19 protein-coding genes are annotated in these 23,871 nt (G+C 64.8%); 10 read left to right on the forward strand and 9 right to left on the reverse strand.

Annotated features, from left to right (window positions below):
* Positions 1-192 precede the first annotated feature (192 nt).
* Positions 193-1,164, forward strand: a complete 972-nt coding sequence (locus N7367_RS16695; protein WP_128990477.1) for an MBL fold metallo-hydrolase — start codon at positions 193-195, stop codon at positions 1,162-1,164.
* Between the two features lie 67 nt (positions 1,165-1,231).
* On the opposite strand, the gene yihA is transcribed toward N7367_RS16695, so the two are convergent.
* On the reverse strand, positions 1,232-1,834 hold the full coding sequence (yihA, locus tag N7367_RS16700; protein WP_053519877.1) for a ribosome biogenesis GTP-binding protein YihA/YsxC: 603 nt from the start codon (positions 1,832-1,834) through the stop codon (positions 1,232-1,234).
* Between the two features lie 156 nt (positions 1,835-1,990).
* Here yihA and N7367_RS16705 point away from each other — a divergent pair, with 156 nt between their 5' ends.
* From N7367_RS16705 to N7367_RS16720, 4 genes are all read left to right on the forward strand, one after another.
* Positions 1,991-2,791, forward strand: a complete 801-nt coding sequence (locus N7367_RS16705) for a c-type cytochrome (RefSeq protein WP_065175142.1) — start codon at positions 1,991-1,993, stop codon at positions 2,789-2,791.
* A 105-nt stretch (positions 2,792-2,896) separates the two neighbouring features.
* Positions 2,897-3,544: a thiol:disulfide interchange protein DsbA/DsbL gene (locus N7367_RS16710; RefSeq protein WP_053519865.1), complete on the forward strand. Its 648-nt coding sequence runs from the start codon at positions 2,897-2,899 to the stop codon at positions 3,542-3,544.
* Positions 3,545-3,650: 106 nt separating this feature from the next.
* Positions 3,651-4,478, forward strand: coding sequence for a thiol:disulfide interchange protein DsbA/DsbL (locus tag N7367_RS16715; RefSeq protein ID WP_065181743.1), 828 nt, complete (start codon positions 3,651-3,653; stop codon positions 4,476-4,478).
* Between the two features lie 23 nt (positions 4,479-4,501).
* Positions 4,502-5,269 carry an endonuclease/exonuclease/phosphatase family protein gene (locus N7367_RS16720; RefSeq protein WP_053519867.1) on the forward strand — a complete coding sequence of 256 codons (768 nt, stop codon included), beginning with the start codon at positions 4,502-4,504 and terminating at the stop codon, positions 5,267-5,269.
* 59 nt (positions 5,270-5,328) lie between these two features.
* Here the strand turns inward: N7367_RS16720 and N7367_RS16725 are convergent, their stop codons facing one another.
* Positions 5,329-6,204 carry an EamA family transporter gene (locus N7367_RS16725; protein WP_197572194.1) on the reverse strand — a complete coding sequence of 292 codons (876 nt, stop codon included), beginning with the start codon at positions 6,202-6,204 and terminating at the stop codon, positions 5,329-5,331.
* A gap of 72 nt (positions 6,205-6,276) precedes the next feature.
* Between N7367_RS16725 and N7367_RS16730 the strand changes: the two genes are divergently transcribed.
* The 3 genes from N7367_RS16730 to fhuE all read left to right on the forward strand — a co-directional run bounded on the left by N7367_RS16730 (position 6,277) and on the right by fhuE (position 9,716).
* Complete coding sequence (locus N7367_RS16730; protein ID WP_279942815.1) at positions 6,277-6,750, forward strand: Lrp/AsnC family transcriptional regulator; 474 nt, start codon at positions 6,277-6,279, stop codon at positions 6,748-6,750.
* A 37-nt stretch (positions 6,751-6,787) separates the two neighbouring features.
* On the forward strand, positions 6,788-7,357 hold the full coding sequence (locus N7367_RS16735; RefSeq protein ID WP_053519870.1) for a M23 family metallopeptidase: 570 nt from the start codon (positions 6,788-6,790) through the stop codon (positions 7,355-7,357).
* Between the two features lie 199 nt (positions 7,358-7,556).
* On the forward strand, positions 7,557-9,716 hold the full coding sequence (gene fhuE, locus N7367_RS16740) for a ferric-rhodotorulic acid/ferric-coprogen receptor FhuE (protein WP_279942816.1): 2,160 nt from the start codon (positions 7,557-7,559) through the stop codon (positions 9,714-9,716).
* 84 nt (positions 9,717-9,800) lie between these two features.
* Here fhuE and N7367_RS16745 read toward each other — a convergent pair whose 3' ends face one another.
* On the reverse strand, positions 9,801-12,662 hold the full coding sequence (locus N7367_RS16745; RefSeq protein ID WP_279942817.1) for a TonB-dependent receptor: 2,862 nt from the start codon (positions 12,660-12,662) through the stop codon (positions 9,801-9,803).
* A gap of 296 nt (positions 12,663-12,958) precedes the next feature.
* Complete coding sequence (locus N7367_RS16750) at positions 12,959-13,366, reverse strand: biopolymer transporter ExbD (RefSeq protein ID WP_053519873.1); 408 nt, start codon at positions 13,364-13,366, stop codon at positions 12,959-12,961.
* Between the two features lie 163 nt (positions 13,367-13,529).
* On the opposite strand from N7367_RS16750, the gene N7367_RS16755 reads away from it, so the two are divergent.
* Positions 13,530-15,503 carry a transglycosylase SLT domain-containing protein gene (locus tag N7367_RS16755; RefSeq protein WP_164153033.1) on the forward strand — a complete coding sequence of 658 codons (1,974 nt, stop codon included), beginning with the start codon at positions 13,530-13,532 and terminating at the stop codon, positions 15,501-15,503.
* Between the two features lie 37 nt (positions 15,504-15,540).
* A complete protein-coding gene (locus N7367_RS16760) occupies positions 15,541-16,761 on the forward strand; it encodes a multifunctional CCA addition/repair protein (RefSeq protein WP_053519875.1) in 1,221 nt (406 codons plus the stop codon).
* Between the two features lie 119 nt (positions 16,762-16,880).
* On the opposite strand, the gene N7367_RS16765 is transcribed toward N7367_RS16760, so the two are convergent.
* The 5 genes from N7367_RS16765 to N7367_RS16785 all read right to left on the reverse strand — a co-directional run.
* Positions 16,881-17,801 carry a DUF6708 domain-containing protein gene (locus N7367_RS16765; RefSeq protein WP_279942818.1) on the reverse strand — a complete coding sequence of 307 codons (921 nt, stop codon included), beginning with the start codon at positions 17,799-17,801 and terminating at the stop codon, positions 16,881-16,883.
* Positions 17,802-17,900: 99 nt separating this feature from the next.
* Positions 17,901-18,821, reverse strand: a complete 921-nt coding sequence (locus N7367_RS16770; RefSeq protein ID WP_279942819.1) for a DUF6708 domain-containing protein — start codon at positions 18,819-18,821, stop codon at positions 17,901-17,903.
* Positions 18,818-22,186: a T6SS effector BTH_I2691 family protein gene (locus tag N7367_RS16775; RefSeq protein WP_279942820.1), complete on the reverse strand. Its 3,369-nt coding sequence runs from the start codon at positions 22,184-22,186 to the stop codon at positions 18,818-18,820. Before N7367_RS16775 ends, N7367_RS16770 begins: the two co-directional genes overlap by 4 nt.
* Positions 22,173-23,144 (reverse strand): DUF4123 domain-containing protein, encoded by a 972-nt coding sequence (locus tag N7367_RS16780; RefSeq protein ID WP_279942821.1) that lies wholly within the window; start codon positions 23,142-23,144, stop codon positions 22,173-22,175. The genes N7367_RS16775 and N7367_RS16780 overlap by 14 nt, the downstream gene beginning before the upstream one ends.
* Before the next feature lies 1 nt (position 23,145).
* On the reverse strand, positions 23,146-23,871 hold a 726-nt coding region (locus N7367_RS16785), incomplete at its 5' end, for a DUF2345 domain-containing protein (protein WP_279942822.1).

Genomic DNA, 23,871 nt, shown 5'->3' on the forward strand with positions numbered 1-23,871 from the left:
CCGGACCCACCCCGCCATCCCACGGACAGCCCGCTGTTGCTGTTGCTTCGGCCGCTGCCTCTGCGGGTGCAGGGCGCAGCCCTGCCAGCCCCAACTCCCTGAGCATTCCGCGCAGCGGTTTGAGCGCCGCGCGCACACAGGTCGCGGCACGCTAGCCGCAACGGAACCGCCCGTCCTCCATCGAGAACCCTCATGACCCTGCATCACCTGCCGCTGCGCGGCGCCCTGCTGCTGGCCCTGGCTGCGCTGCCGCTGACCGCACTCGCCGAAGCCACCTCACCCGCACCCACCCGGCAGATGCCCGGCGTCTATCACCACCGCATCGGCACCCTGCAGGTCACCGCCCTGTTCGATGGCGTGGTCGCACTCGGCCGGCAGGAAGTGGTCGACGTGCCGCCGACGCTGGTCACCCGCCTGCTGGAAGGCCGCTATGTCCCCGAAGACAGCAAGGGCCTGCAGACCGCGGTCAATGCTTACCTGATCCGCCAGGGCAATCACCTCACCCTGGTCGACACGGGCACCGCACAGTGCTTCGGTCCCGGCCTGGGCCAGGTACTGGGCAACCTGCGTGCCGCAGGCGTGGATCCCGCCGAGGTGGACGACATCCTGCTGACCCACGCCCACCCTGACCATCTGTGCGGCGTGCTCGACGCGCAGGGCAAGCCGGCCTATCCGAACGCGACGGTGTGGCTGTCCAGGGCCGACGCGGACTACTGGCTCAACCCGGCCAGCGAAACCACCGCACCGGAGGGCGTGCGCTTTGCCTTCCCGCTCGCCCGAACCGCCGTGGCGCCTTATCAGGCCAGCGGCCACCTGCGTACCTTCCAGCCTGGCGATGCCCTCCCAGGCGGTGCCCTGGCGATGGATACCCATGGCCACACCCCCGGCCACGTCTCCTACCGGTTCGACAGCCAGGGCCAGTCACTGCTGGTGTGGGGCGACGTGCTGCACTTCCACGCGGTGCAGTTCGCCCACCCGGAAGCCGCGTTCGAGGCCGATTCGGACCGCAAGGCGGCCACGGCCAGCCGCCGCAGTCTGTTGCAGCAGGCCACCGCCGGGGCGTGGTGGGTGGCGGGTGCGCATCTGCCTTTCCCGGGCCTGGGCCACGTGCGCAGGGAAGGCCAAGCCTATGCCTGGGTGCCGGCGGAGTATTCGCCATTGTGAGGGTGTGCCGACCAAGGTCGGCACCCACCGATCCGGTAGCGCCGGGCCATGCCCGGCGGGCGAGAGGTTATTCCAGGCCCAGCCAGCCACCGATCACGGCACGGGCTTCGTCCACGCCGGTGCGGTCCTCACCGGAAAACACCTGCACGCTGACGCTGTCGCCGTAGGCCGACTGCAGTTCCTTGCGCACCTTCTGCAGCGTCTGCATCTGCTGGCCGCGGCCCAGCTTGTCGGCCTTGGTCAGCAGCGCATGCGCCGGCAGGCCGCGCTGTACGGCGTAAGACAGCATCTGGCGGTCGTAGTCCTTCAGCGGGTGGCGGATGTCCATCACCACCACCAGCCCCTTCAGTGCCTCCCGGGTACGGAAGTACCTGTCGATGAAGGCCTGCCAGTGCGCCTGCAGCTCCAGCGGCACCTTGGCGTAGCCGTAGCCGGGAAGGTCGACCAGGCTTGCTTCCGGGGTGATCTGGAAGAACACCAGCTGCTGCGTGCGGCCGGGGGTCTTGGAGACGCGGGCCAGGGCATTCTGCCGGGTCAACGCATTGAGGGCGCTGGACTTGCCGGCGTTGGAGCGGCCGGCGAAGGCCACTTCGGCCCCTTCGTCGGGCGGCAGCTGCCGCGCGTTGTGGGCCGAGAGGTGGTAACGGGCGCGTTCAAGGAGCAATGACATGCGCATAGGATCGCATGTTGCGGCGCCGCGCGCCCGTGCCGACGGCCCCAGCGGGGATTTTGCTGCACTGCTTCGTTGACCGTGCGTGGAAACGCCGTTGATAATCCGGGCGATGCCGGCGGCCACCGCCCGGCCCGGTCCATACGGAGCTTTAGCATGCGCCACGCTCGCGTTCTTGCCGTATCCGCCCTTGCCACTGCTGTCGTTGTTGCCGCCGCTGCGTTCGCGCAGACCACGTTGACCCCGCTGCCCGACAACGGGCCGATCAACACCGCCTCGCTGGAGGTGGATTTCAGCAAGACGACCTGGGGCGATGCCAAGGCTGGCCAGGGCAAGGCTGCGGCCTGCGCGGCCTGCCATGGTGCCGACGGCAATTCCACGGTCGAGATGTACCCGTCCATCGCCGGCCAGAGCGAGCGCTATGTCGCCCAGCAGATGGCCCTGATCGCCAACGGCCAGCGCAGCTCCGGTGCGGCAGTGGCGATGGTGCCGTTCGTGCAGAACCTCACCCCGCAGGACATGCGCGACATCGGCGCGTTCTTCGCCACGCAGAAGGCCACCGCCGGCATCGCCGACGACACGGCGGTGACCGAAGGCCCCTACAAGGGCATGAAGTTCTACCAGATCGGCCAGCAGCTGTACCGCGGCGGCGACGCGTCGCGCGGGCTGCCGGCCTGCATGGCCTGTCACGGCCCCAGCGGCGCCGGCAACCCGGGCCCGGCCTACCCGCATATCGGTGGCCAGCACGCCAGCTATGTCGCGCGCCGCCTGCAGGAGTACCAGGCCGGGCAGACCAACGAAACCGACAAGGCGCACTTCCAGATCATGGCCGCAGTGGCACAGAAGCTGACCGAACAGGAAGTGCAGGCGCTGTCCAGCTACCTGCAGGGCCTGCACAACCGGGCCGACGACGTGGCCACCGAAGCCACACCGGCACGACCGGCCGCCGCCCCCTGACCGCCACTGGTCGGCCCGGGCCGCCACCACGGCCCGCGCCTGCGGTATGTTTCCTTCACGCCGGCGACTGCGCCGGCGTTGCTTTTTCAACGGAGATGCGTGTCGATGAGGTTGATTCCCCGCCTGCTGTTGTCCCTGCTGGTGCTGCTGCCGATGGCCGCCAGTGCCGCCCCTGCCGCAGCCCCGCTGGTCGAAGGTCGCGACTACGAGCGCATCGCCCAGGCCGGTCCGTTCCAGCCGCTCGCCGGCAAGATCGAAGTGGTCGAGGTGTTCGGCTACACCTGCCCGCACTGCGCGCGTTTCGAACCGCAGCTGGAAGCCTGGGCGGCCAAGCTGCCGGCGGATGTGCGCTTCACTCCGGTGCCTGCGGCGTTCGGGGGCGCCTGGGATGCCTGGGCGCTGGCCTATTACGCCGCCGAAGAAGTCGGCGTCGCCAAGCGCAGCCATGCGGCCGTGTTCAAGGCTCTGCACGAGCAGGGCACCCTGCCGATGCAGAATGTCTCGGCCGATGAGCTCGCCACCTTCTACAAGGCGTACGGCGTGGCGCCCGAGCGTTACACCCAGGCCCTGCGGGGCGACGCCGTGCAGAAGAAGGTCGACGCGGCGCGGGCATTCGCCCAGCGCACCCGCATCCCCGGTACCCCGGCGCTGATCATCAACGGCCAGTATCTGGTCCGCGGCAACAGCTTCGACGACCAACTGCGCATTGCCTCGGCGCTGATCGCCCAGGTCCGCGCCAACCGCGGCCGCTGAACCAACGCCCACTCCCGACACGGCGCTGTCGCCGCCGCGTGTCATCATTTCCCCCTGGCCGGCGCCCGCCGCCGGCCCCACCATTCCAGATGCTGGAGACGCTTCCATGAAGATCCGCTACGCCCTCGCACTCGCAGCGCTGCTGCCGATCCTGGCGGCCTGCAAGGCCGACGACGGCACCGCCAACACCTCCGCCGCCCCGGCCGAGCCGACCACCGCCCCAGCCAGCACCGAGCCCGCTGCGGCACCGGCCACTGACAACGCAGGCGCGGCCCCGGCAGCCGAAGGCGAGAAGGCCGCCGAAGCCGCTCCGGCGGCCGCTCCGGCCCCGACCACCACCGCACTGACCGGTCCGGCGCCGGTGGCCGGTGAGGACTACCAGGAAATTCCGAACGGCCAGCCCTTCCAGCCGGTTGCCGGCAAGGTCGAAGTGGTCGAGATCTTCGGCTACGTCTGCCCGGCCTGCGCCGCCTTCCAGCCGCTGGTCGGCCCGTGGAAAGCCGGTCTGCCGGGCGACGTGAACTTCGTCTACGTGCCCGCCATGTTCGGCGGCACCTGGGACGACTACGCCCGTGCCTTCTATGCCGCGCAGACGCTGGGCGTGCAGGAGAAGACCCACGAGGCGCTGTACGCCGCCATCCACTCGCAGAAGACCCTGAAGGGCGAACGCGGCCGTGATTCGGTCGAGGACATCGCCAAGTTCTACGCCGGCTACGGCGTCGATCCGAAGCAGTTCGCCGCCACCATGGGCAGCTTCGCGGTGAATGCCAAGACCAACTCGGCCAAGCAGTTCGCGCAGCGCAGCCAGATCAGCGGCACCCCGTCGATCATCGTCAACGGCAAGTACCTGGTGAAGGGCAAGAGCTTCCCGGACATGCTGCGCATCGCCGACCACCTGATCGCCCGCGAGCGCGGTGCGGCCCAGGCTCACTGATCCAAGAGAAGCTGTCCCCGGCCGTGAATTCCCCCTCTACACGGACCCTGCGTCTGCTGACGGCCAACATCCAGGCCGGCTCCAGCACCCGCCGCTACAGCGACTATGTGACCCGCAGCTGGTCACATGCGCTGCCGGCGGGTCGCAAGCGCAGCAGTCTTGATGCGATTGCCACACTGGCGCGTGGGCACGACATCGTTGGCCTGCAGGAAGCCGATCCAGGCAGCCTGCGTTCGGGCTTCACCAACCAGACCCACTACCTGGCGCAGCGTGCAGGCTTCAACTACTGGAGCCACCAGCCGAACCGGCGCATGGGCGGGGTGGCATCCAGTGCCAATGGCCTGCTGAGCAAACTGGAGCCGGTGGAGGTGCAGGACCACGCCCTGCCCGGCCGCATCGGCGGGCGTGGCGTGCTGCTGGCCAGGTTCGGTGATGGCAGGGACGGCCTGGCCGTGGCCGTGGCCCACCTCTCGCTGGGTGCCGGCTCGCGGATGGCACAGCTCGGTTTCATCGCCGAGCTGCTGTCCGACCATCCCAATGCCGTGCTGATGGGTGACTTCAACTGCCTGGCCGAACGGCCGGAAATGCAGGTGCTGTACCAGAAGACCCGGCTGCAGCCTCCAGGCTGCATCGTGCCGACGTTCCCCAGCTGGCGCCCGGACCGCGCCATCGACCACATCCTGGTCAGCAGCAGCCTGCAGACCCGCGCGGTCGAAGCCGTACCGGCGGCCTTCTCGGACCATCTGGCGCTGGCCATGGCCATCGACGTACCGGCCAGCGCCCTGCGCTGATCGGCAGCGCCGGGCCATGGCCGGCGAACGGAACCCAATCCGCCGGGCATGGCCCAGCGCTACCCCGCCTGCAATGCCGGCGCCTTCGACCGCCGCGCCGTCATCGTGCTCCCCACCGAAGCCACCACGGTGCAGCCGATCGCCAGCCACTGCAGTCCATGCAGGTGTTCGTGCAGCAACAGCATCGCCCACAGCGCGGCCACCGCCGGCTCCATGCTGATCAGGATGCCGAAGGTTTCCTTCGGCAGGCGCTTGAGCGCCACCATCTCCAGCGACATCGGAATCGCACTGGACACCAGTGCCACCAGCAGGCCCGCCAGCAGGATCTTCGGATCGAGCAGGGCCGCGCCGGCATGGATCACCCCGACCGGCACCACCACCAGCGACGCCGCCAGCAGGCCCAGCGACACCGAATGGCCGGCATGCAGGTGGCCGGCGCGCTTGCCGAACACGATGTACAGGCCCCAGCACGCCGCCGCACCCAGTGCATACAGCACGCCCACCGGGTCCAGTGCCGCCGCACCGCCCAGCGGTAACAGCAGGAGCAGGCCGACCACTGCGCATCCCACCCACAGGAAATCGATCGGGCGCCGTGACGACAGCATCGCCACGGTCAACGGCCCGGTGAACTCGATGGCCACCGCGATGCCGAACGGGATCGTGCGGATGGCCATGTAGAACAGCAGGTTCATCAGGCCCAGCGTGAGCCCGTAGCGCAGGATGGTGATCGCATCCGCGCGGCGGGTCTTCCAGCGCCAGGGCCGCCAGAACAGCAGCAGCAACAGTGCGGAGAAGCCCACGCGCAGCGCGCTGGTGCCCTGCGCGCCGATCAGCGGGAACAGGTGCTTTGCATAGGACGTGCCAACGGACAGCGCGGTTACCGAGCCGAGCACTGCCAGCGCCGGCAACATCGGCGCAAATCGTGAAGTCTGCATGCGTCCAGTCTATTGCGTCGACGGCGAGCACTTGGCTCAATTACCGGCCCGTCCATGCAACTTCTGCTCACCATGGCCACTGCCCCCGTGCTGGACAGCTTCGACCGCGCCATCCTCACCCTGCTGCAGCGGGACAACACGCTGCCACAGCGGGAGATCGCCGAAGCCGTGCACCTGTCGACGCCGGCGGTGCAGCGACGGATCAGGCGTCTGCAGGACAGCGGTGTGATCGCGGCCAATGTGGCCGTGGTGGCGGCGGCGCGGATCGGCCGACCGCTGACCCTCATCGTCGAGGTGCGCATGGTCAGCGAGCAGCGTGATCGCGTGGCGCCGTTCAAGCAGCGCATGCAGGACGACCCGGCGGTGCAGCAGTGCTATGCCATCACCGGTGACGGCGATTTCCTGCTGGTGCTTTCGGCCACCTCGATGGAGGAATACGACGCCATCAGCGAGCGGCTGTTCGGTGGCGACGACAACATCGAACGATTCCGCACCGCGGTGGCACTGTCCACGCTGAAGCGCAGTTTCGAAGTCCCCCTGGAATGAACCGGCCTCGACACCCACCGCGCCATACTGGCGCGGCATGAATCCTTCGCCCCGCACACCCTCCACGTCTTCCGCCCGCCTGCTGCGCCGTTGGCTGCTGCGTGCGTTCCTGCTGGTCGTCACCGTCGTTGCCGCCCTGTCCGTCTGGAACAGCCGCTGGGCCGAAGCGCCGAAGATGCTGTGGTCATTGGCCCGGATGCCACCGGCCACCGAGCTGCCGGTACCGGTGGACGGCGTGCGGCCGGGCCAGATCGCCGATACCTTCGGCGCGCCGCGAGGGCGCGACCGCAGCCATGCCGGCATCGACATCTTCGCCGCGCGGGGTACCCCGGTCCGCAGCGCGACCCCGGGCGTGGTTGCCGAGGTGCGGGAAGGCGGCCTGGGCGGCCGTCAGGTCTGGGTGATCGGCCCCGGCCGCGAGCGCTACTACTACGCCCATCTGGAGAGCTGGGCTGCAGGCCTGGCGCGCGGCCAGGTGGTGGCCGCGGGCGATCTGCTCGGCCACGTCGGCGACAGCGGCAACGCCAAGGGCACCCCGCCGCACCTGCACTGGGGCATCTACGGCGCAGACGGCGCACGGGATCCTCTGCCACTGCTGCGCCGCTAAGCCGCCGGACGGCGATCTCCCGCAGCAGCCTGACGATCCGGTGCTGCGCGCCCCTGTTCATGATTTGTAAATAGGAATAGTTCGTATTAACATTCCTTTCGATTGCAGCGTCGCCAGGAAGGCGCGCCCGCCTTTCCCCTACCCTTAGCGCCTCGCCTCCTGGATGTCGGCCGAACGCGCATGCTCGTCCAGGAATCCCATGAACCGTCCTGCATTCCGTATCCCGCAGCCTCAGCGGCTGTCCGTTGCCGTGCTCGCCGCACTCTGCGCCATCGCCCCGACCGCCTTCGCAGAAACTGCCACCGATGCGACCACCCTCGACAAGGTGGTGGTCAAGGGCGAGCGCGCGGAGGGCTACTCGGTGCGCCGCACCTCGGCCGGTACCCGCTTCGACCTGACGCCGCGCGAGATTCCGCAGTCGGTCAGCATCATCAGCCATCAGCGCATCGAAGATCAGAACCTGGACGACATCATCGACGTGCTGGCCAACACTACCGGTGTGACCAGCACGCAATCGGACAGCGAGCGCACCGAGTTCTATGCGCGCGGCTTCTACATCGACAGTTACCAGTTCGATGGCCTGCCCACGCAGATGGTGCAGAACTGGAGCTACGGCGATTCCGGCCTGGACCTCGCCCTGTATGACCGCGTGGAGGTGGTGCGCGGCGCCACCGGCCTGCTCAGTGGCGCAGGCAACCCGTCCGCCTCGGTGAACCTGATCCGCAAGCATGCCGACAGCGCCGAGCTGGCCGGCAGCGTATCGGTGAACGTCGGCAGCTGGGGCCGTACCCGTACCACCGTGGACGTGGGCAGCGCGCTGAACACCAGCGGCACCGTGCGTGGCCGGGTGATCGGCAGCTACCTCGACACCGACGCGCAGATGGACCGCTATAACCAGCACAAGACGCTGGGCTACGCGGTGATCGACGCCGACCTGACTCCGGACACGCAGTTGAGCGTGGGCTACGACTACCAGCAGAAGCGCGCCAATGGTGCGACCTGGGGCGGCTTCCCGATGCTGTTCTCCGACGGCTCGGCCACCGGCTACGACGAATCGTTCAACGCCAGTCCGAACTGGACCTACTGGGACACCACCAGCAAGCGTGCGTTCGCCACCCTGCAGCACGCCTTCAGCAATGGCTGGAAGTTCAAGGTCGGTGCGACCCACGATGAGACCAAGGCCGACGACAAGCTGTTCTACCCGGCGTACAACGACTGGACCAGTGGTGCCTCGTTCTTCGACAGGACCACCGGCACCGGCATCTCGCCGTCGGCCGGCTTCTACAACACCGAGCGCAAAGTCAACGCGGTCGATGGCTATATCGACGGCCCGTTCCGGCTGTTCGGCCGCGAGCACCAGTTCATGGCCGGCCTGAGCTACAACAAGCGCGAGTACGCCAACTACGGCGACTACCAGATTGGCGGCCCCGGCCAGAGCTGGGACCCGTTCACCAGCTACCTTGGCTGGACCGGCGACATCTCCGAGCCGAACTGGAACCCGCTGGCGCTGGCCAGCGAAGGCACCATCACCCAGAAGGCCGGTTACATGGCCACGCGCCTGTCGCTGGCCGACCCGCTGAAGCTCATCGTCGGCGCACGCTACACCGACTGGAAGAGTGAAGGCGAAGGTGCGGACCGCTCGCACAAGGTCACCACGCCCTATGCCGGCCTGGTATTGGACATCAACGATACCTTCTCCACCTACGCCGCCTATACCGAGATCTTCCAGCCGCAGACACTGAAGGACCGCAACGGCAGCTACCTCGATCCGGTCGATGGCAAGAGCTACGAAGTGGGCGTCAAGGGCGCGTGGTTCGACAACCGCCTCAATGCTTCGCTGGCGGTGTTCCGCATCGAGCAGGACAACGTGGGCCAGGCCACCGGTGAGCCGGTGCAGGGCAGCCAGAACGAATTCGCCTACCGCGCCGCGCGCGGCACGGTCAGCCGCGGCTTCGAATTCGAACTGAACGGCGAGCTGGCCCCGGGCTGGAACGCGACCTTCGGTGCCTCGCGTTACGTGGCCAAGGATGCCAACGATGCCGACATCAACACCAACCTGCCGCAGACTGCGCTGAAGCTGTTCACCAGCTACACGCCGCAGTCGCTGCAGGCACTGACGGTCGGCGGTGGGGCGAACTGGCAGAACCGCATCTACTACGCGGTCCCGGCCTACGGCCGCATCGAGCAGAGCGGCTATGCCCTGGTCAGCGCCTTCGTGCGCTACCGCATCTCGCCGGAGTTCAGCGTGCAGGCCAACCTCAACAACCTGCTGGACAAGCAGTACCTCTCGCAGATCAACGGCTACGGTGCGTACGGCGATGGCCGCAACGGCTCGCTGACGTTCACCTGGTCGTTCTGATCAGCTGCAGGGAATCAGCCGAGCATGGGCTCGGCTCTACACCCGCAAGGCAGCGCCGGAGTGTCCGGCGCTGCCCCCCTCACATCAGAACCGCAGGTCCGCGCGCAGGTACCAGTAGCGGCCACGCGGAATGTCATAGGTCGACGCGTCATAGCCGTTCAGCGAGCACGACAGGCAGATCGGCGGATCCTTGTCGAACACGTTGTTCAGGCCGGCGGTCAGCTGCAATCCCTTCATCCAGTCGATCCTGTAGCCCACCTGCAGATCATGGAAGGTGGTCGCCGAGAGCGTATTGGTGCCCTCCACCTGGTTGCTGCACACCGGGAACGCCACGGCGTCGCCACAGTCTTCGGTCAACTCGGAGATGTGCCGCACCGTCCAGTTCGCGCTCCAGTTGTCCAGTGTCCAGCCAATGCTGGCGTTGCTGGTCCATTCCGGAATCGAGCTGTCGGCCACTTCCACGCCCGGCTTCTGTGGCTGCCGCTGGCCGGCCGCACCGGTGGCCTCGTAACGACCGACGAAGGTGTTCTTCCAGCCCAGCTTGAACTGGCCGATCGAGGTCTGCGGCAGGGTCCAGAACAGATCCACGTCCCAGCCATCGGTCTTGATCGAACCCAGGTTGGTCAGTCGGTTGTTGAAGCTGCTGACCGCGCCGGTGCTGGCACGGGTGATGCCATCGCAGTACACCGGATCCAGCGTATCCACGCACAGGTCCAGCTGGGTCTGCGCGTTGATCGCCTGGATCGCGCCATCGATGTTGTGGCGGTAGAACGTCACTTCCACGTCGAAGCGCTCCGACCAGGAGGTGTTGTTGCCGAACCACGGGCTCCAGACGAATCCGGCACTGAAGCTGCGTGAACGCTCCGGTTCCAGCTCGCGGCTGCCGCCGGTGGTCACCGAGATCTGCGAGTTGGCCTGCTGGAAGCCGGCCGGCACGCCCAGCGCGGCACAGTTGGCGGCGCTGCCACGCGGCGGCGTGCCGCCCAGGCCGATCGAGCACGGATCGAACAGCTGCAGGTCCGCGCGCGCGGCCGAGCCGTACAGTTCGCCGATCGACGGCGCGCGGAAGCCTTCGGCATAGGTGGTGCGCAGCACGAGGTCATCGGTCACCTGCCAGCGCAGGCCGTACTTGGGCGTGAACTCACCACCGAAGGTGGAGTAATCCGAGTAGCGGCCTGCCAGACTCAGGTCGAGCTTCTTGCCCAGTGCCGAATCGGCGAAGATCGGCACGCTCAGTTCCAGGTAGGCTTCATTGACGTCGTACGAGCCGGAGGTCGGCTGCGACGGCACGCCGTTGTAGTGACCGATCACCGTCAACGGGTCGGGCTGGTACCAACCTTCGTACTTGCGGTACTCGTAACCGGTGGCGAAGGACAGCGGGCCGGCCGGCAGGTTGAACAGATCGCTGGACAGATTGGCGGTGAACAGACTCAGCTCGTTCTGGCTGCGGTCGCGTACCACCGGCTGGATCCAGCGCAGCATGTCCGGGGTGATGGAACCGGCACCGCCGAAGATGTTCAGCGGCACGCAGCCCGGCGTCGCCGCACATGCCGCCGGATCGCCCAGCGCCAGGTTGACGTTGTAGATGTTGTAGCTGCCGTAGTTGGTCTGTTCGGCCTTGTTCTTGCTGTACATGCCGTTGACGTCCCAGAACCAGCTGCGGTCGGCCGCCTGGAAGTTGCCGACCAGGCCGGTGGCGAAGTACGTGGTGTTGACCTCCTGCTCGAACACGCGCGCGCCACCTTCCACCGGGCGGCGGCCGACCAGGCTCATGTTGCCGGACGACACCAGGTCGAAGCCGAACGGGTTGTAGGGATTGAGCGCCGAGATGGTGATGTTGTCGGCCAGCGGATTGCCGGTGGCGCCATCGGGGCCGAAGAACAGCGGCTCGGGGCCAGCCTGGTTGGTCGACTCGCGACGGTTGCCCAGTGCCTTGACGTACCACTGCACGTTGTCGGTGATGTCAAAGCGGAACTGACCGAAGAGGCCCTTCCGCTCCGACGGCGTCAGCACCATGTTGTACTCGGCGAAGTTGAAACGGTCAGCGCTGGTGAAGCAGTGGTAGTCGTCAGTGCGGTTGCAGCCGGCACTGCCGTCATAGCGTGGATTGCTCACGCCGGTGTTGGGCACGATGTTCTGCTGCGCGCCCGTGTTGGGGTCGACGAAGGCGAAGCGGCCCTGCGGAATGGCACCACTGCCGAAGGCCAGGCCGGTACCGGGAATCGGGAAGCGCGACTGTTCACGGTCCTTCGCATACACCGGATCCTGCTTGGTCCAGCTGGCGCCGAGGAACAGACTGAAGCGATCACCGCTCTTGCCCCAGGCCAGGTCCACGCCCTTCTGCGTGCCGTCGCCCTTGCTGTATTCGCCGTAGTTCAGGGTCACCTGGCCGCCATCGAAATCACGGCGGGTGATGATGTTGACCACGCCGGCGATGGCATCGGAGCCATACAGCGACGACGCGCCGTCTTCCAGCACTTCGATGCGCTCGACGATGGCCAGCGGAATGGTATTGAGATCGGTCGCGGCGCCGACACCCGACGCCGATGACTCATTGACCCAGCGGATGCCATCGACCAGCACAAGCACGCGCTTGGCCCCCAGGTGGCGCAGATCGACCTGCGCCGAACCCGCACCGACGCCGCTGCCATCCGGGGGGAAGCCGAAGTTGCCGGACGAATTGAACTTGGCATTGAGCGCCGAACCGGAGCCGGTGAGCTGCTGCAGCACTTCGCCGATCGAACTCAGGCCGGTGCGCTCGATGTCGCCGCGCGTCAGGGTCTGGATCGGAACCTGGCCCTCCACTTCAGCGCGCTTGATGCGGGTACCGGTGACCTCGACCGCGTCCAGGTTGGTGGTGGACTGTGCGGCGGCGCCCAGCGGTGCCAGGGCAGTCACGCACAGGGCGACGGCAACCGCCAGGGGGCGGTGGTGCAGGTGATTCATTCGCTCTCTCTCCAAAGGAATGTCGGGACATTGGCTGCCGTACGCCCCTCCTGCATGGCGGCAGCGTCTCCTTTGTAAACAAGTAGTCAAAATCACGGCGTGATGACCGACACCCTTTCACGCGGGCTTGACGCGATTGACGGGCAATCGCATCAGATAGCGACAGATTGTGTGTCGTGTTCCAGCCTTGGCGCGCTGACCACGCGCCTGTTGCGACAGCTGGTGCCGGCATCCGCGGAGTGCTCCAAAGCACTCTTGGTGGAGGGGCTGTCCATCGACAGCCCCTCATCCGCTGCTCAGCGCACGAAGGCAATGCGCTCCATGCCGGTGGCCTCGGCCGCCGCCAGGATCCGTGCCATCCCTTCGTACTCGGCCGCCGGATCGGTCGCGATGCGCAGCTCCGGCAGGTTGCCGGCGTACTTACCCGCCTGCGCCTGCAGGCGCGACTGCAGATCGGCAATGGCCAGAGGCTGGCCGTTCCAGCTGAGCTGGTTGGCTGCATCCAGACGCAGTTCGATCGGCGGCGGCGGGTCCGGCCGGGCGACCACGCGATCGGTCGCCTGCGGCAACTGCACTGCGATCGGCCGGGCCACGATCGGTGCGGTCACGATGAAGATGATCAACAGCACCAGCATCACATCCACCAATGGCGTGACATTGATCTCCGCCAGCGGGCCATTCCTTCCTGCGCTACTGAACGCCATGTGCCGCTCCCTGCAGCCGGGCGGTTCGCCCGGCTCTGACGTTACGCCGGCATCCCGCCGTTGCGGCAGAGGCTGCATGCACCTGCATTCAGCCGCCGTTGCCTTTGTCTGGCGTGCACGCGATGCGAAACTGAATTCAGCCAGTGCCCGCTATGCTGGCGCCATGACCCGACGCTCTTCGACCGCCCTGTCCCTGCTCCCGCTGGCCTCCCTGCTGCTGATCGGCTGCGCCGGTGCCCAGTCCCTCGATGCCCAGAACGCGCAGCTCAAAGCCGCCATCGCCGCTGCCGAACGCGGCCAGTTCGATCCCGGCCAGGCCGCCGCGCTCAGCCGCCATCCGGCCTATGGCTGGCTGGAGTACGCCAATCTGCGGCGCAACATCGACACGGTCGACACCGCGCAGGCGCAGGCCTTCCTCAAGCGTTACGAGGGCCAGGCCGTGGCCACCACCTTCCGCAGCGTGTGGCTGCCCTCGGTGGCACGCCGGCAGGACTGGCCCACCCTGCTTGCCAACTGGGCGCCTACCGACAATCTGGGCCTGCGCTGTGCGCAGTTGACCGCCCGACAGGTGACCGGCGGCGTCGATCCGCAGTGGATCAGCGACGCCCAGGAGCTGTGGCGCCGGAACGGCAAGTCACTGCCCGACGGCTGCGATGCGGTGTTCGCCGTGCTGCAGGCCCAGGGGGGCCTGAGCGACGCACTGCGCTGGGAGCGCATCGACGCGGCCGCCGACGCGCAGCAGCCGGCGGTGATGCGCAGCGCCGCGCGTGGGCTTCCCGCCGCCGACCTGGCGCTGGCCAACACCTATGCTGCGTTTGTCGACAAGCCCAACGCCAGCGCACTGAACTGGCCGCGCAATGATCGCAGCCGGCGCATCGCCACCGATGGCCTGGTCAAGCTGGCCAAGGCCGATCCGGATGCCACCGAGCAGCAGCTGCCGCAGTACGCGCAGGCCCTGGGCCTGAGTGCCGAGCAGCAGGCCCAGGTGCGCTATCAGATCGCGCTGTGGACGGTTGCCTCCTACCTGCCTGATTCCGCGCGGCGCCTCAATGCAGTCCCCGACGCCGCCTACGACGAGCGCCTGCATGAATGGCGGGTGCGCGAAGCGATGTCGCGTGGCGACTGGCCGGCGACCCTGGCGGCCATCCGCAAGATGGGGCCGAAACAGCGCAATGATCCACGCTGGCGCTATTACGAAGGACGCATGCTGGAGAAGACCGGGCAGGCACAGCAGGCACAGTCGCTGTTCCGGGAGGCCGCGCGCACGCCCACCTTCCACGGCTTCCTCGCGGCCGACAAGCTCCAGCAGGGCTACACGCTGTGCCCGTGGAAACCCAACGACAGCGAACAGGCCAAGGCCGCAGTGGCTCGCGATCCTGCCATCCAGCGCGCAGTGGCGTTGTTCCAGATCGATCGCGCCGGCTGGGCGGTGGCCGAATGGAACAGCGCGCTGTCGCGCTTCGATGACACCCAGCGCCGACTGGCGGTGCGGGTGGCCCAGGACAATGGCTGGTTCGACCGCGCGGTGTTCTCCCTCGGCAAGCAGCCGCAGGAACAGCGCCTGTACGATCTGCGCTTCCCCCTGCACCATGACGCCACGATCCGCCGCGAATCGGCGCGCAATGCCATCGATCCGGCCTGGGTCGCTGCGGAAATCCGCGCCGAAAGCATCTTCACTCCGCGCGCGCGCTCGCCTGCCAATGCGATGGGCCTGATGCAGGTGCTGCCGGCCACCGGTGCCGCCGTGGCAAAGTCCATCGGCCTGACCGGCTACGGCGGTGCCGACAGCCTCTACGACCCCGACACCAACATCGCCATCGGCACCGCCTACCTGCGCCAGCTGATGAACAAGTACGACGGCCTGCCCTATGTGACCATCGCCGCCTACAACGCCGGTCCGACGCCGACGGCACGCTGGCAGAGCCAGCGCCCCGGTTTCGATCCCGACCTGTGGATCGAGACGATCAGCTACAAGGAAACGCGCGAGTACGTCGCGCGCGTGCTGGCCTTCAGCGTGATCTACGACTGGCGCCTCAACGGTGACGCCCTGCCGCTGAGCGACCGCCTGATGGGACGCCTGGTCGACAAGCGCAAGAGCTTCAGCTGTCCGGCGGACGCGGGCCAGGGCGGCGACTGATTCGGCTCTGCACGCCGGGCATGCCATCATCCCCGCCATGAAGATCTATCTTGTCGGCGGCGCCGTGCGCGACCGCCTGCTGCAGCGTCCCGCCGGCGACCGCGACTGGGTGGTGGTCGGTGCCACGCCCGCGCAGATGGAAGCGCAGGGCTTCAGCGCCGTGGGTCGGGACTTCCCGGTGTTCCTGCATCCGCAGACCGGTGAGGAATACGCCCTGGCCCGCACCGAGCGCAAATCCGGCCGCGGTTATCGCGGTTTCGTGGTCGATGCCGATCCGGCGGTAACGCTGGAAGAGGACCTGCAGCGCCGCGACTTCACCATCAATGCCATTGCCTGCGACGAAGACAGCGGTGCGCTGGTCGATCCTTACGGCGGCGTGCGTGACATCGAGCAGCGCGTGCTGCGCCACGTCGGTCCTGCCTTCGTTGAAGATCCATTGCGCGTGCTGCGCGCGGCCCGCTTCATGGCCCGCTTTGCCCCGCTGGGGTTCACCGTTGCCCCCGAAACCATGGCGCTGATGCGCGAGGTCGCTGCCAGCGGTGAGCTCGACGCGCTGGTACCAGAGCGCGTCTGGCAGGAACTACGAAGGGCGCTGGCAAGCGAACGGCCTTCGGCGTTCCTGCGCACCCTGCACGAGGCGCACGCACTGGGCCCAGTCCTGCCCGAGCTGGAAGCGCTGTATGGCGTTCCGCAGCGTGCCGAGTTCCACCCGGAAATCGACACCGGCCTGCACCAGGAGATGGTCAGTGACATGGCAGCGGGACTGGCCCCGGGCGATGACCTGGTCGGCTTCGCCGCGCTCACCCACGATCTCGGCAAGGGCCTCACCCCGCCGGAGGAATGGCCGCGCCACATCATGCACGAGCAGCGCGGCATTACGCCGCTGAAGGCGCTGTGCGCCCGCTTGAAGGTCCCGGCCGAACACCAGCAGCTGGCGGAAGCGGTCTGCCGCGAGCACTTGAACGTGCACCGCATCGACGAGCTCCGCGATGCCACCGTGCTGGAACTGCTCGGTCGCTGCGACGCGCTGCGCCGGCCCGAACGCATCGCGCGCATCGCAGTGTGCTGCGAGGCCGACAAGCGCGGACGGCTGGGATTCGAGGACAGTGACTACCCGCAGGGCGAAACGCTCAAGCGCCTGCATCAGGCGGCGCTATCGGTACAGGCACGGGATCTGGATACGACGCACTTGAAAGGCCCGGCGATTGGTGAAGCACTGGCCAGGGCGCGGGTGAAGGCGATTGCGGCGGCACGGTAATCCCCTATTCTCAGGTTCTCCTCCCATCTGAGGGGAGAGGCTCACGGCCGACACGCCAGATCGTGGTTGTCGAGACTACAAACCGGGGCAGGTCAAATGCCGACGCGGCCGATCTTGCGTCAAGTGTCTGGAGCAGCCCACGCCTCAGACTCCGACAGCTTTCGCCCTAAGGCCGCCATTGCCTCATCCGGGAACTTCGGAAGTCGGCCCGTGCTGAACGTCTTGAACTTCTCGCCCGGGTCCAAAGCCGGGCCGGCATCGTTCATGTATTGGCGAATGTGCTCCCAAAGCTGCAGCAGCTCGAAATCATCTCCCCAGCCCTTGAAACCGATATTCACCTCACTGGCGACCTTCGTGGGGTCGTCTTCACGTCCGAAAACCATCGTCAGGATGTATGTCCAGCGAGCAGAACTCATGCCAGCAGTGACCTCGAGGATCCTGTATGTTCGAGGTTGAAGACTTTCCCAACTGTGCCGTTCAAACCTCACCGGATGAAATTCAAAGATCCGTATGAATGACGGCATCTTGGGCACAGACACCCATACCTCCTTAGTCCCCCTATTAAATATGACCGGAAAATCGGACGGCATTAGAACCAACCCGCGGAAAAGCACACTGAATGTACTAAACCCAAAAAATAATCCGAACAAGCCAGCACATCCAATGCCAAGGGCCAACCCTGGCTCTTGAGCAAAACCCTCCCCAAGCTTGATAATAAGATGCGCGCAATAAATGCCAATCAAAATCATACAGAACGACGGAATTAGCCCAAACCACGCAAGAGCGGATAAGCTGGAAGCTCCTCTCAATCCACTTACAACCACTCCATTCTCATACACCCCCAGTATTGCATCTGACGATGAGGGGCCACTGTGAACTCGGGCACCGTCAGCGGAATTCAGGATCCGGCGCGGTTGAGCTACACCAACCTGCCCGGCGCCATTAGTTCGCTTCTTTGCAAAATCCGTATCAAAGAAGGGCTCCTCGCCCTCCCACTCTTCAACCAGAACGTCGCCATACCGCTTCCTGGGTCTATTCATTCACCCAAAATCCTCTCGTAGACCGACCTCCTCCGTTTTTCAGCAGCGGGGCTCTTTAGAGCTCACATTTCATCTGGCCCGCCGCCAATAACAGGGCCATTAGGCCCTCGTAATTTCCCAAGCCTCGGATTCCGAGAGCTTTCGCCCCAAGGCCGCCATTGCCTCATCCGGGAACTTGGGAAGTCGGCCCGTGCTGAAGGTCTTGAACTTTTCGCCTTGGTCCAAAGCCGGGCCGGCATCGTTCATGTATTGGCGAATGTGCTCCCAAAGCTGCAGCAGCTCGAAATCGTCTCCCCAGCCTTTGAAGCCGATATTCATTTCACAGGCGACCCTTCTTGGATCATTTTTCTGACCAAAGACTAAGGTAAGAATATAGATCCAGCGGGCAGAGCTCGCCCCTGGAGTAACCTCTAAGATCCTATACGTTCGAGGTTGAAGATCTGCCCAGCTGTAACGTTCAAACCTCACCGGATGGAGCTCAAGTATCCGGACAAACGATGGCAGCGTAGGAACAGCCACCCATATATCCTTCGTACTCCTATTAAAAATTACAGGAAAGTCCGATGGCATTAACACAAGAACACGAAATAAAAAACTAATTAAACCAATACCAAACAGAAATCCAGCTATTGAAATAAAGAAAAAAGAAATGGCAATGCCGGGCTCAAAAACAGCATTGGCGCCCAATCTAAACAGTACATTTGCACAAAAGATCGCTACTGCAATAAGACCTAAAGCAGGAAGAAATCCGAACCACGCCAGTATAGAAAGACTTGCATTACCTCTCAGCCCACTGATCAGGATACCGTTCTCATAGGCCGCCAGAACAACTTCGGACGACGAGGGACCACTATGAACTCGGACATCGTCAGTAGAATTCAGAATTCGGCGCGGTTGAGCTACACCAACCTGCCCGGCGCCATTAGTTCGCTTCTTTGCAAAATCCGTATCAAAGAAGGGCTCCTCGCCCTCCCACTCTTCAACCAGAACGTCGCCATACCGCTTCCTCGGTCTATTCATTCAACCACCACCCTCTCATAGACAATAACGTCCCCTCCATCAAGAGCGTCTCGAATTGTGAGCTCCACCGCCAAAGCCGAGAATCGACCACTCTCAACATGGCCGGATATTGTCAATGCCTCAACCGATGCATGATCCATCCTGCCTTCTGATACGCCCCGGCCCCAGTTCTCTCCGGCATTGCCCAACTCATCGGTGGAATAGCGGGCGATGCTCTCCATCCCTGCCGCTCCCTGACCGCTCACAAGAATACTTATTCCCAGCCGTTTCCGAATCTGCTCTACAAGCTTAAGCGTGACCAAAAACTCCCTAGTGAACCTCGCGCCGGAGTCATGGGCGGTCATGCGTTTCACTGCATCACCGACGATCACGTCATCCGCAGATGCGAAATTCTTCCAGCTGAACGCGCTTCTATACTGCGTATCCACCTCAACACCCAAAAGAACTTTATTGAGTTCTCCAAGCTCTTCCTCCTGCGTGACCCAACGGGTCGAAATCCAACTCCCCCAAATAGTCCTAGCCGCCCAATCCTCAAGGGGAAGCGTCATTAGAAGCGAAGCAACAAAACCGAGCGCAAAACCGATAACCACAAGAACGATGCCCCAGCCAAGCCATGAAGTGGAAGCGCCGATACTCTGCACGAACAAGGATGCGGCGTATACAGCGAGCGCGCCCCCGCCCGCAAATGCAGAAAGAGCCTGAGTAACATGCACTGCAGCAGCACCACCGCGCCCATTCTTCAAATCGTCCGCAGAAGCAACAAAGGCCTGCGCCGAATCAATGAACGAACCAATAGCCGCAAACAGAGCAACCGTGGCCTCCAGACGCTTGGCAAGCCCCTTCTTGAGAACATTCTGCGCGTACGATTTCGCGACATCGAGGAATGCCGAGACCACTCCTAACCCTGCCGAGAAGAAACTGAAGATGGCATCTCTGCGCTCCTTCGCCGTGCCAACCTCCATCTTCTTCCACGCTTTGGCAACTTCCATTGCCTGAATGATGCCGGCACCGGCACTCATCACCGTAGGCACATCGGCAATCACCTTGGGGGTAGCCGAAGCCAGGCTCATCAGACCGCTGGACCCCATCGTGATGGGAGCAGCCGCAACTACAACTCCCGTCATCATCGATCCCGGTGCTGGCCGCGCATATGCCACGGATTGCCCCGGCTGGACCGTGGATTGAAGCGCGCGCAGTTGCTCTTCACTCTGGTTGGTCCACAGATGCAGCTTCACTCGCGTATCAGCCGCTTCACCGGCACCTGCCAGCTGGAGAGAGCTTCCGCTTCCAATCACCAGGCTCTTCACGCCATTGCGCTTGCCGGCCGGCGTGTCGGCCGCAGCCGCAGTGAATGCCCTTGAGACCTCCCGCCACACGCGCCCTGCCATCCGCAGAGGGGCATCAACAATCAGATGTGTAATCTGCGGGGCTGCTCGTTTGACCATGCTGCTCAACAACGCCATGACACGGTCGTACAGAAGCGGAGAGAGCGCCTTCTTCACGTTCCCTGCGCCGAGCGCCACGGCGCCCACCATCGCTATCAGCGGGCTGGCATACGCACGTGCAAGAACCCGCAGCGTGTCAACATGCTTCACGGCCAGCGCGGCCGCCTTCCCGCCCTGGTTGGATTCGCTCAGTTTCTCTGCCAGATCCAGCAGGTTGTTCAGAATGTCAGTGGCCTTGTTCCTCTGGCCCTCTTCGACGCTCCACCCGGAAAACTGCTCAAACGCATCTTTCTGATTGCCCAGCATGGCCCTGACCAGCAGATTGTCCTTGTTGCTGGGATCATCCTTTACGAAGTCGGCGTACCACTCCACGGCCTCGTCGTCGATGGGCCCGCCGTGCAACAGGTTGGCGACCACCTGGCTGTAGTAGATGCCATCTTCGGGGCTCGTCTCATCGAAATCGAACCCGGTGACCAGCTTGCGGCCGTTCCACGACAGAAGATCGCGGTGATCCCCCTGGATGTGCTTGCGCAGTGCCTTGTCCTCAGCGGAGAACCTACCAAACTCCTTCAGGTAGTCTTCCCAGCCCAGTAACTTTCCGGTGACGGTGTCGCGAGTTTTGCCCGACGCCTTCTTCTTGATCTTCTCGATCAGCTCAAGCGCGTCGGCCTCAAAAGCGCCGCCGGCTACGTGTACAGTGCCGTAGCCGTTCTGTCCGCTTGAGGCGACGCCTTTACCCCACGGGCCGTTCATGGGAATAGCGAGCGGCGACCAGCTTGCGGACGAAGGAACGATGCCTGCCTTCTGGCGAGCCTCGAACTCTGTCTTCGTTATCATTTCCGCACGAAGATCCATTGCGGACATCGCAGGCGGATTACGATCACGGAAGTCAGCCTCCCGCACCCTGGCCTGCTCGACCAGCATCTGCTGAAGCCCCACCAGCGTCACTGCAGTCTGCAGGCGTCGCGCACCGTCGTTTTGCGCCATCAACCACGTCACAGCCTTGCTGGGCAGCGTCAAGCGCAGATGCGCGGCTTCGTGGGCCATGCCGACCGGGTCGCTGACACCCAGGATCAGAGGCTGCCTGGCGGCTGGATCCCTGGATGCGCCCGCGATTGCAGCCGCCGCCGCGGCAACGTCCTTGGCGGATTCGCGTCGCTCTTCGGTCTGCGCATCTTCCGAGGCGGGCTTCTCCGGGACCTTGCCATTCTTGTCCAGCGCTACCTGCCCGGGACGATGGGGATTTCCGCGCAGGCCTTCAAGCAGGCGACCGCGCTCGACGTCGTAGTCCGCAATTGCGCCCTGTATCGCACCATCCGTGAGCACCATCGCACGGCTGCTTTGACCGGTGGACGCGTTCAGGCGAGTAAAACGCTGGTTCAGAAGCTCCGGGTCTGCCGCGTAGTTCTGCCTTACCTTCACGGATAGCGGCACTTCGCTGAAACCTATCCAGACCTCACCAGCACGGGAGGGCTCTTTGATGTTGATCAGCATAGCGGCGGCATAGCCCGCCGCGCGCTCACAACTGAAGCGCGGCATTTCCTCTGGCAGAGGTGGATTCTCCAACGGAATGGGGCTGACATAGCCTGCCTCGTCGACAGCGTAAGCCTCCCAACCTTCTCCACCGATCAGCGCATGCATTGCTGGAGTCTGATAGTAGACGTAGACGTACCCTGTCCTCAGCGCACGCATGACATAGTCGGAGAACTTCAGGTCGGGCGCGGAAAGCCCGGCCATCAGTTGACGTGTCTGCACGGCTGATCTGGCCGCGTATCGTGCTTCCGCCAGCCCCGGCCGGGTAAGCAACACGGGCAGACCAGACTTGACACATGACGCGCAACCGCCAGCACCGCACGTCTTGGTTCTCCTGGCAGCGGTGATGGCGTTGCTCGAATATTGATTGCTATCACCTGAAGCCATGAATGCTCCCTCCTTGAGTGGCCTCCAGATAGCGAGCGCCGGATCCGCCTTGTCGGACAGACAGTGCCATGGCGTCCCACCTGCTATCGGGAATCGCAGCAAGGGCCAAAGCGAGATTCGTGGCCTGTGCTTGGGATGTGGCAACAAGTCGCCGAAGCTCTGGCGACCTGAGAACGTGATTGTCTACCTGCAAGGCGCACGCTCCGAGGAGCACTCGATCATGCAGGCTTTGGGCGCCAGCGGCCTGCGCCTCGGATAGCGCGAACTCGGCCAGATCGAGGTAGTTTGCCGGAACGGTTGGTGCGAATCGCCGCCATCCTCTGAGCATGCTCTGCACAGCCTCGCACTCGTCGAGCTTGCTCCCATCGAACTTCCATCGGAGCCCAGTGCGCTCCCGCTGTGGTGTCATTGACACGCGGAGTTCAGCGACACTCGAATCTCGCCCCAACACCAGGATCTGCGTCATGGGTCCTGCCATGAAGGCCTGCTGGGCGGCGTCCAGGCGGCGCCAGAGCCACTTGAGTACCCGCCGATCCGCGAGGCGCAGATACCGGCGTCCCTGCCCGGCTACTCGAATCGTACAGATCGTGGCCCAATGTCTGGCGATCTCATCAGGCTCGGAGTCGAAGCCGATCCAAGGCCCAATGGCGAACCCGTGCTCTGCCTCGCTATCGGGGTTCCGCTGCTCTTCCATTGCCTCAAGGCAGGTGGCGTGCAGCAGCGCGACGCCATCAGAGGTTGCTTCCAGCAGAAGCAGGTACGGAAGACGCGATGGCGTTTTGTCACGAAGCGGCACATTGATTCTGAGTTTGGTTGCTCCCAGCTCCGCGACAAGCCCATCATCAAGTGGGTCGCGCACCAATGGATCGATGATTGCGCCTGCCCAGCGCGGCTGGCGCGGACCATGCAATCTTTCACCGACATCCCGGATCAACGATTCAAGCGAGTGATGATTCATTTCAGATAGTTGCAGCGCCGGCAGCTGCCAGCTGACTGTCCTTGGTTGGGCACGCTTTGAGATCTGCGGCAAGCACGGCGAGTTGCCCCACCACACTCGCCGGCCCCAGCCATTCGCGCTGGCTCGCCTTGAATTCCACCTTGCCCGGCGCGCCCAGTTCGATGTTGTCGCCCTCGATCCGCAGGTAGGCGCCGGCCGCCGTCGCCAGCAGATGCTTGCTCGGCGCCGACAGCTGCACGTCCGCTTCGGTACTGGCGATGCGCACCTGCGTCTTGGCGGCCACGATCGCCTGGTTCTTGTGCGCACGCGCACTCACCTTGCCCTGTGCCGCATGCAGCGCGATGCCGCGCTCCTGGCTCGGGCTCTCGCTGCTGGGTTCCATGCCGGCGGTGTACAGCACCAGGCCGCCGGCCACGGCCATCGTCAGTGAGCCCTGGGTCATCCAGTTCAGTGCCACGCCGCTGGCCAGCGTGGTGTGGGTGCCGCTGACCCACACCTGGTCGGCCGGGGTCAGGCTCAGCACGCCGGCCACGCCACTGCCCAGCAGGACAGGCGCACTCCAGCCCGGCGCTTCGCCGTCGCCACCGGCAATGCTGCCCGCCGCGCTGCCACTGTGGGTCGCGCGCAGAGTCTCCTGCAGTTCGGTCAGCGTCGTGTCCACCGGCAGTTCGGCTGCCTCGCCAGGCAGCTGCGCCTGCTGCTTGCCTGCCGACTCGGCCAGCTGCTG

Origin of the sequence: Stenotrophomonas sp. GD04145 (genome assembly GCF_029835135.1) — a bacterium.
In the GTDB taxonomy this organism is placed as follows: Bacteria; Pseudomonadota; Gammaproteobacteria; order Xanthomonadales; family Xanthomonadaceae; genus Stenotrophomonas; species Stenotrophomonas maltophilia_P.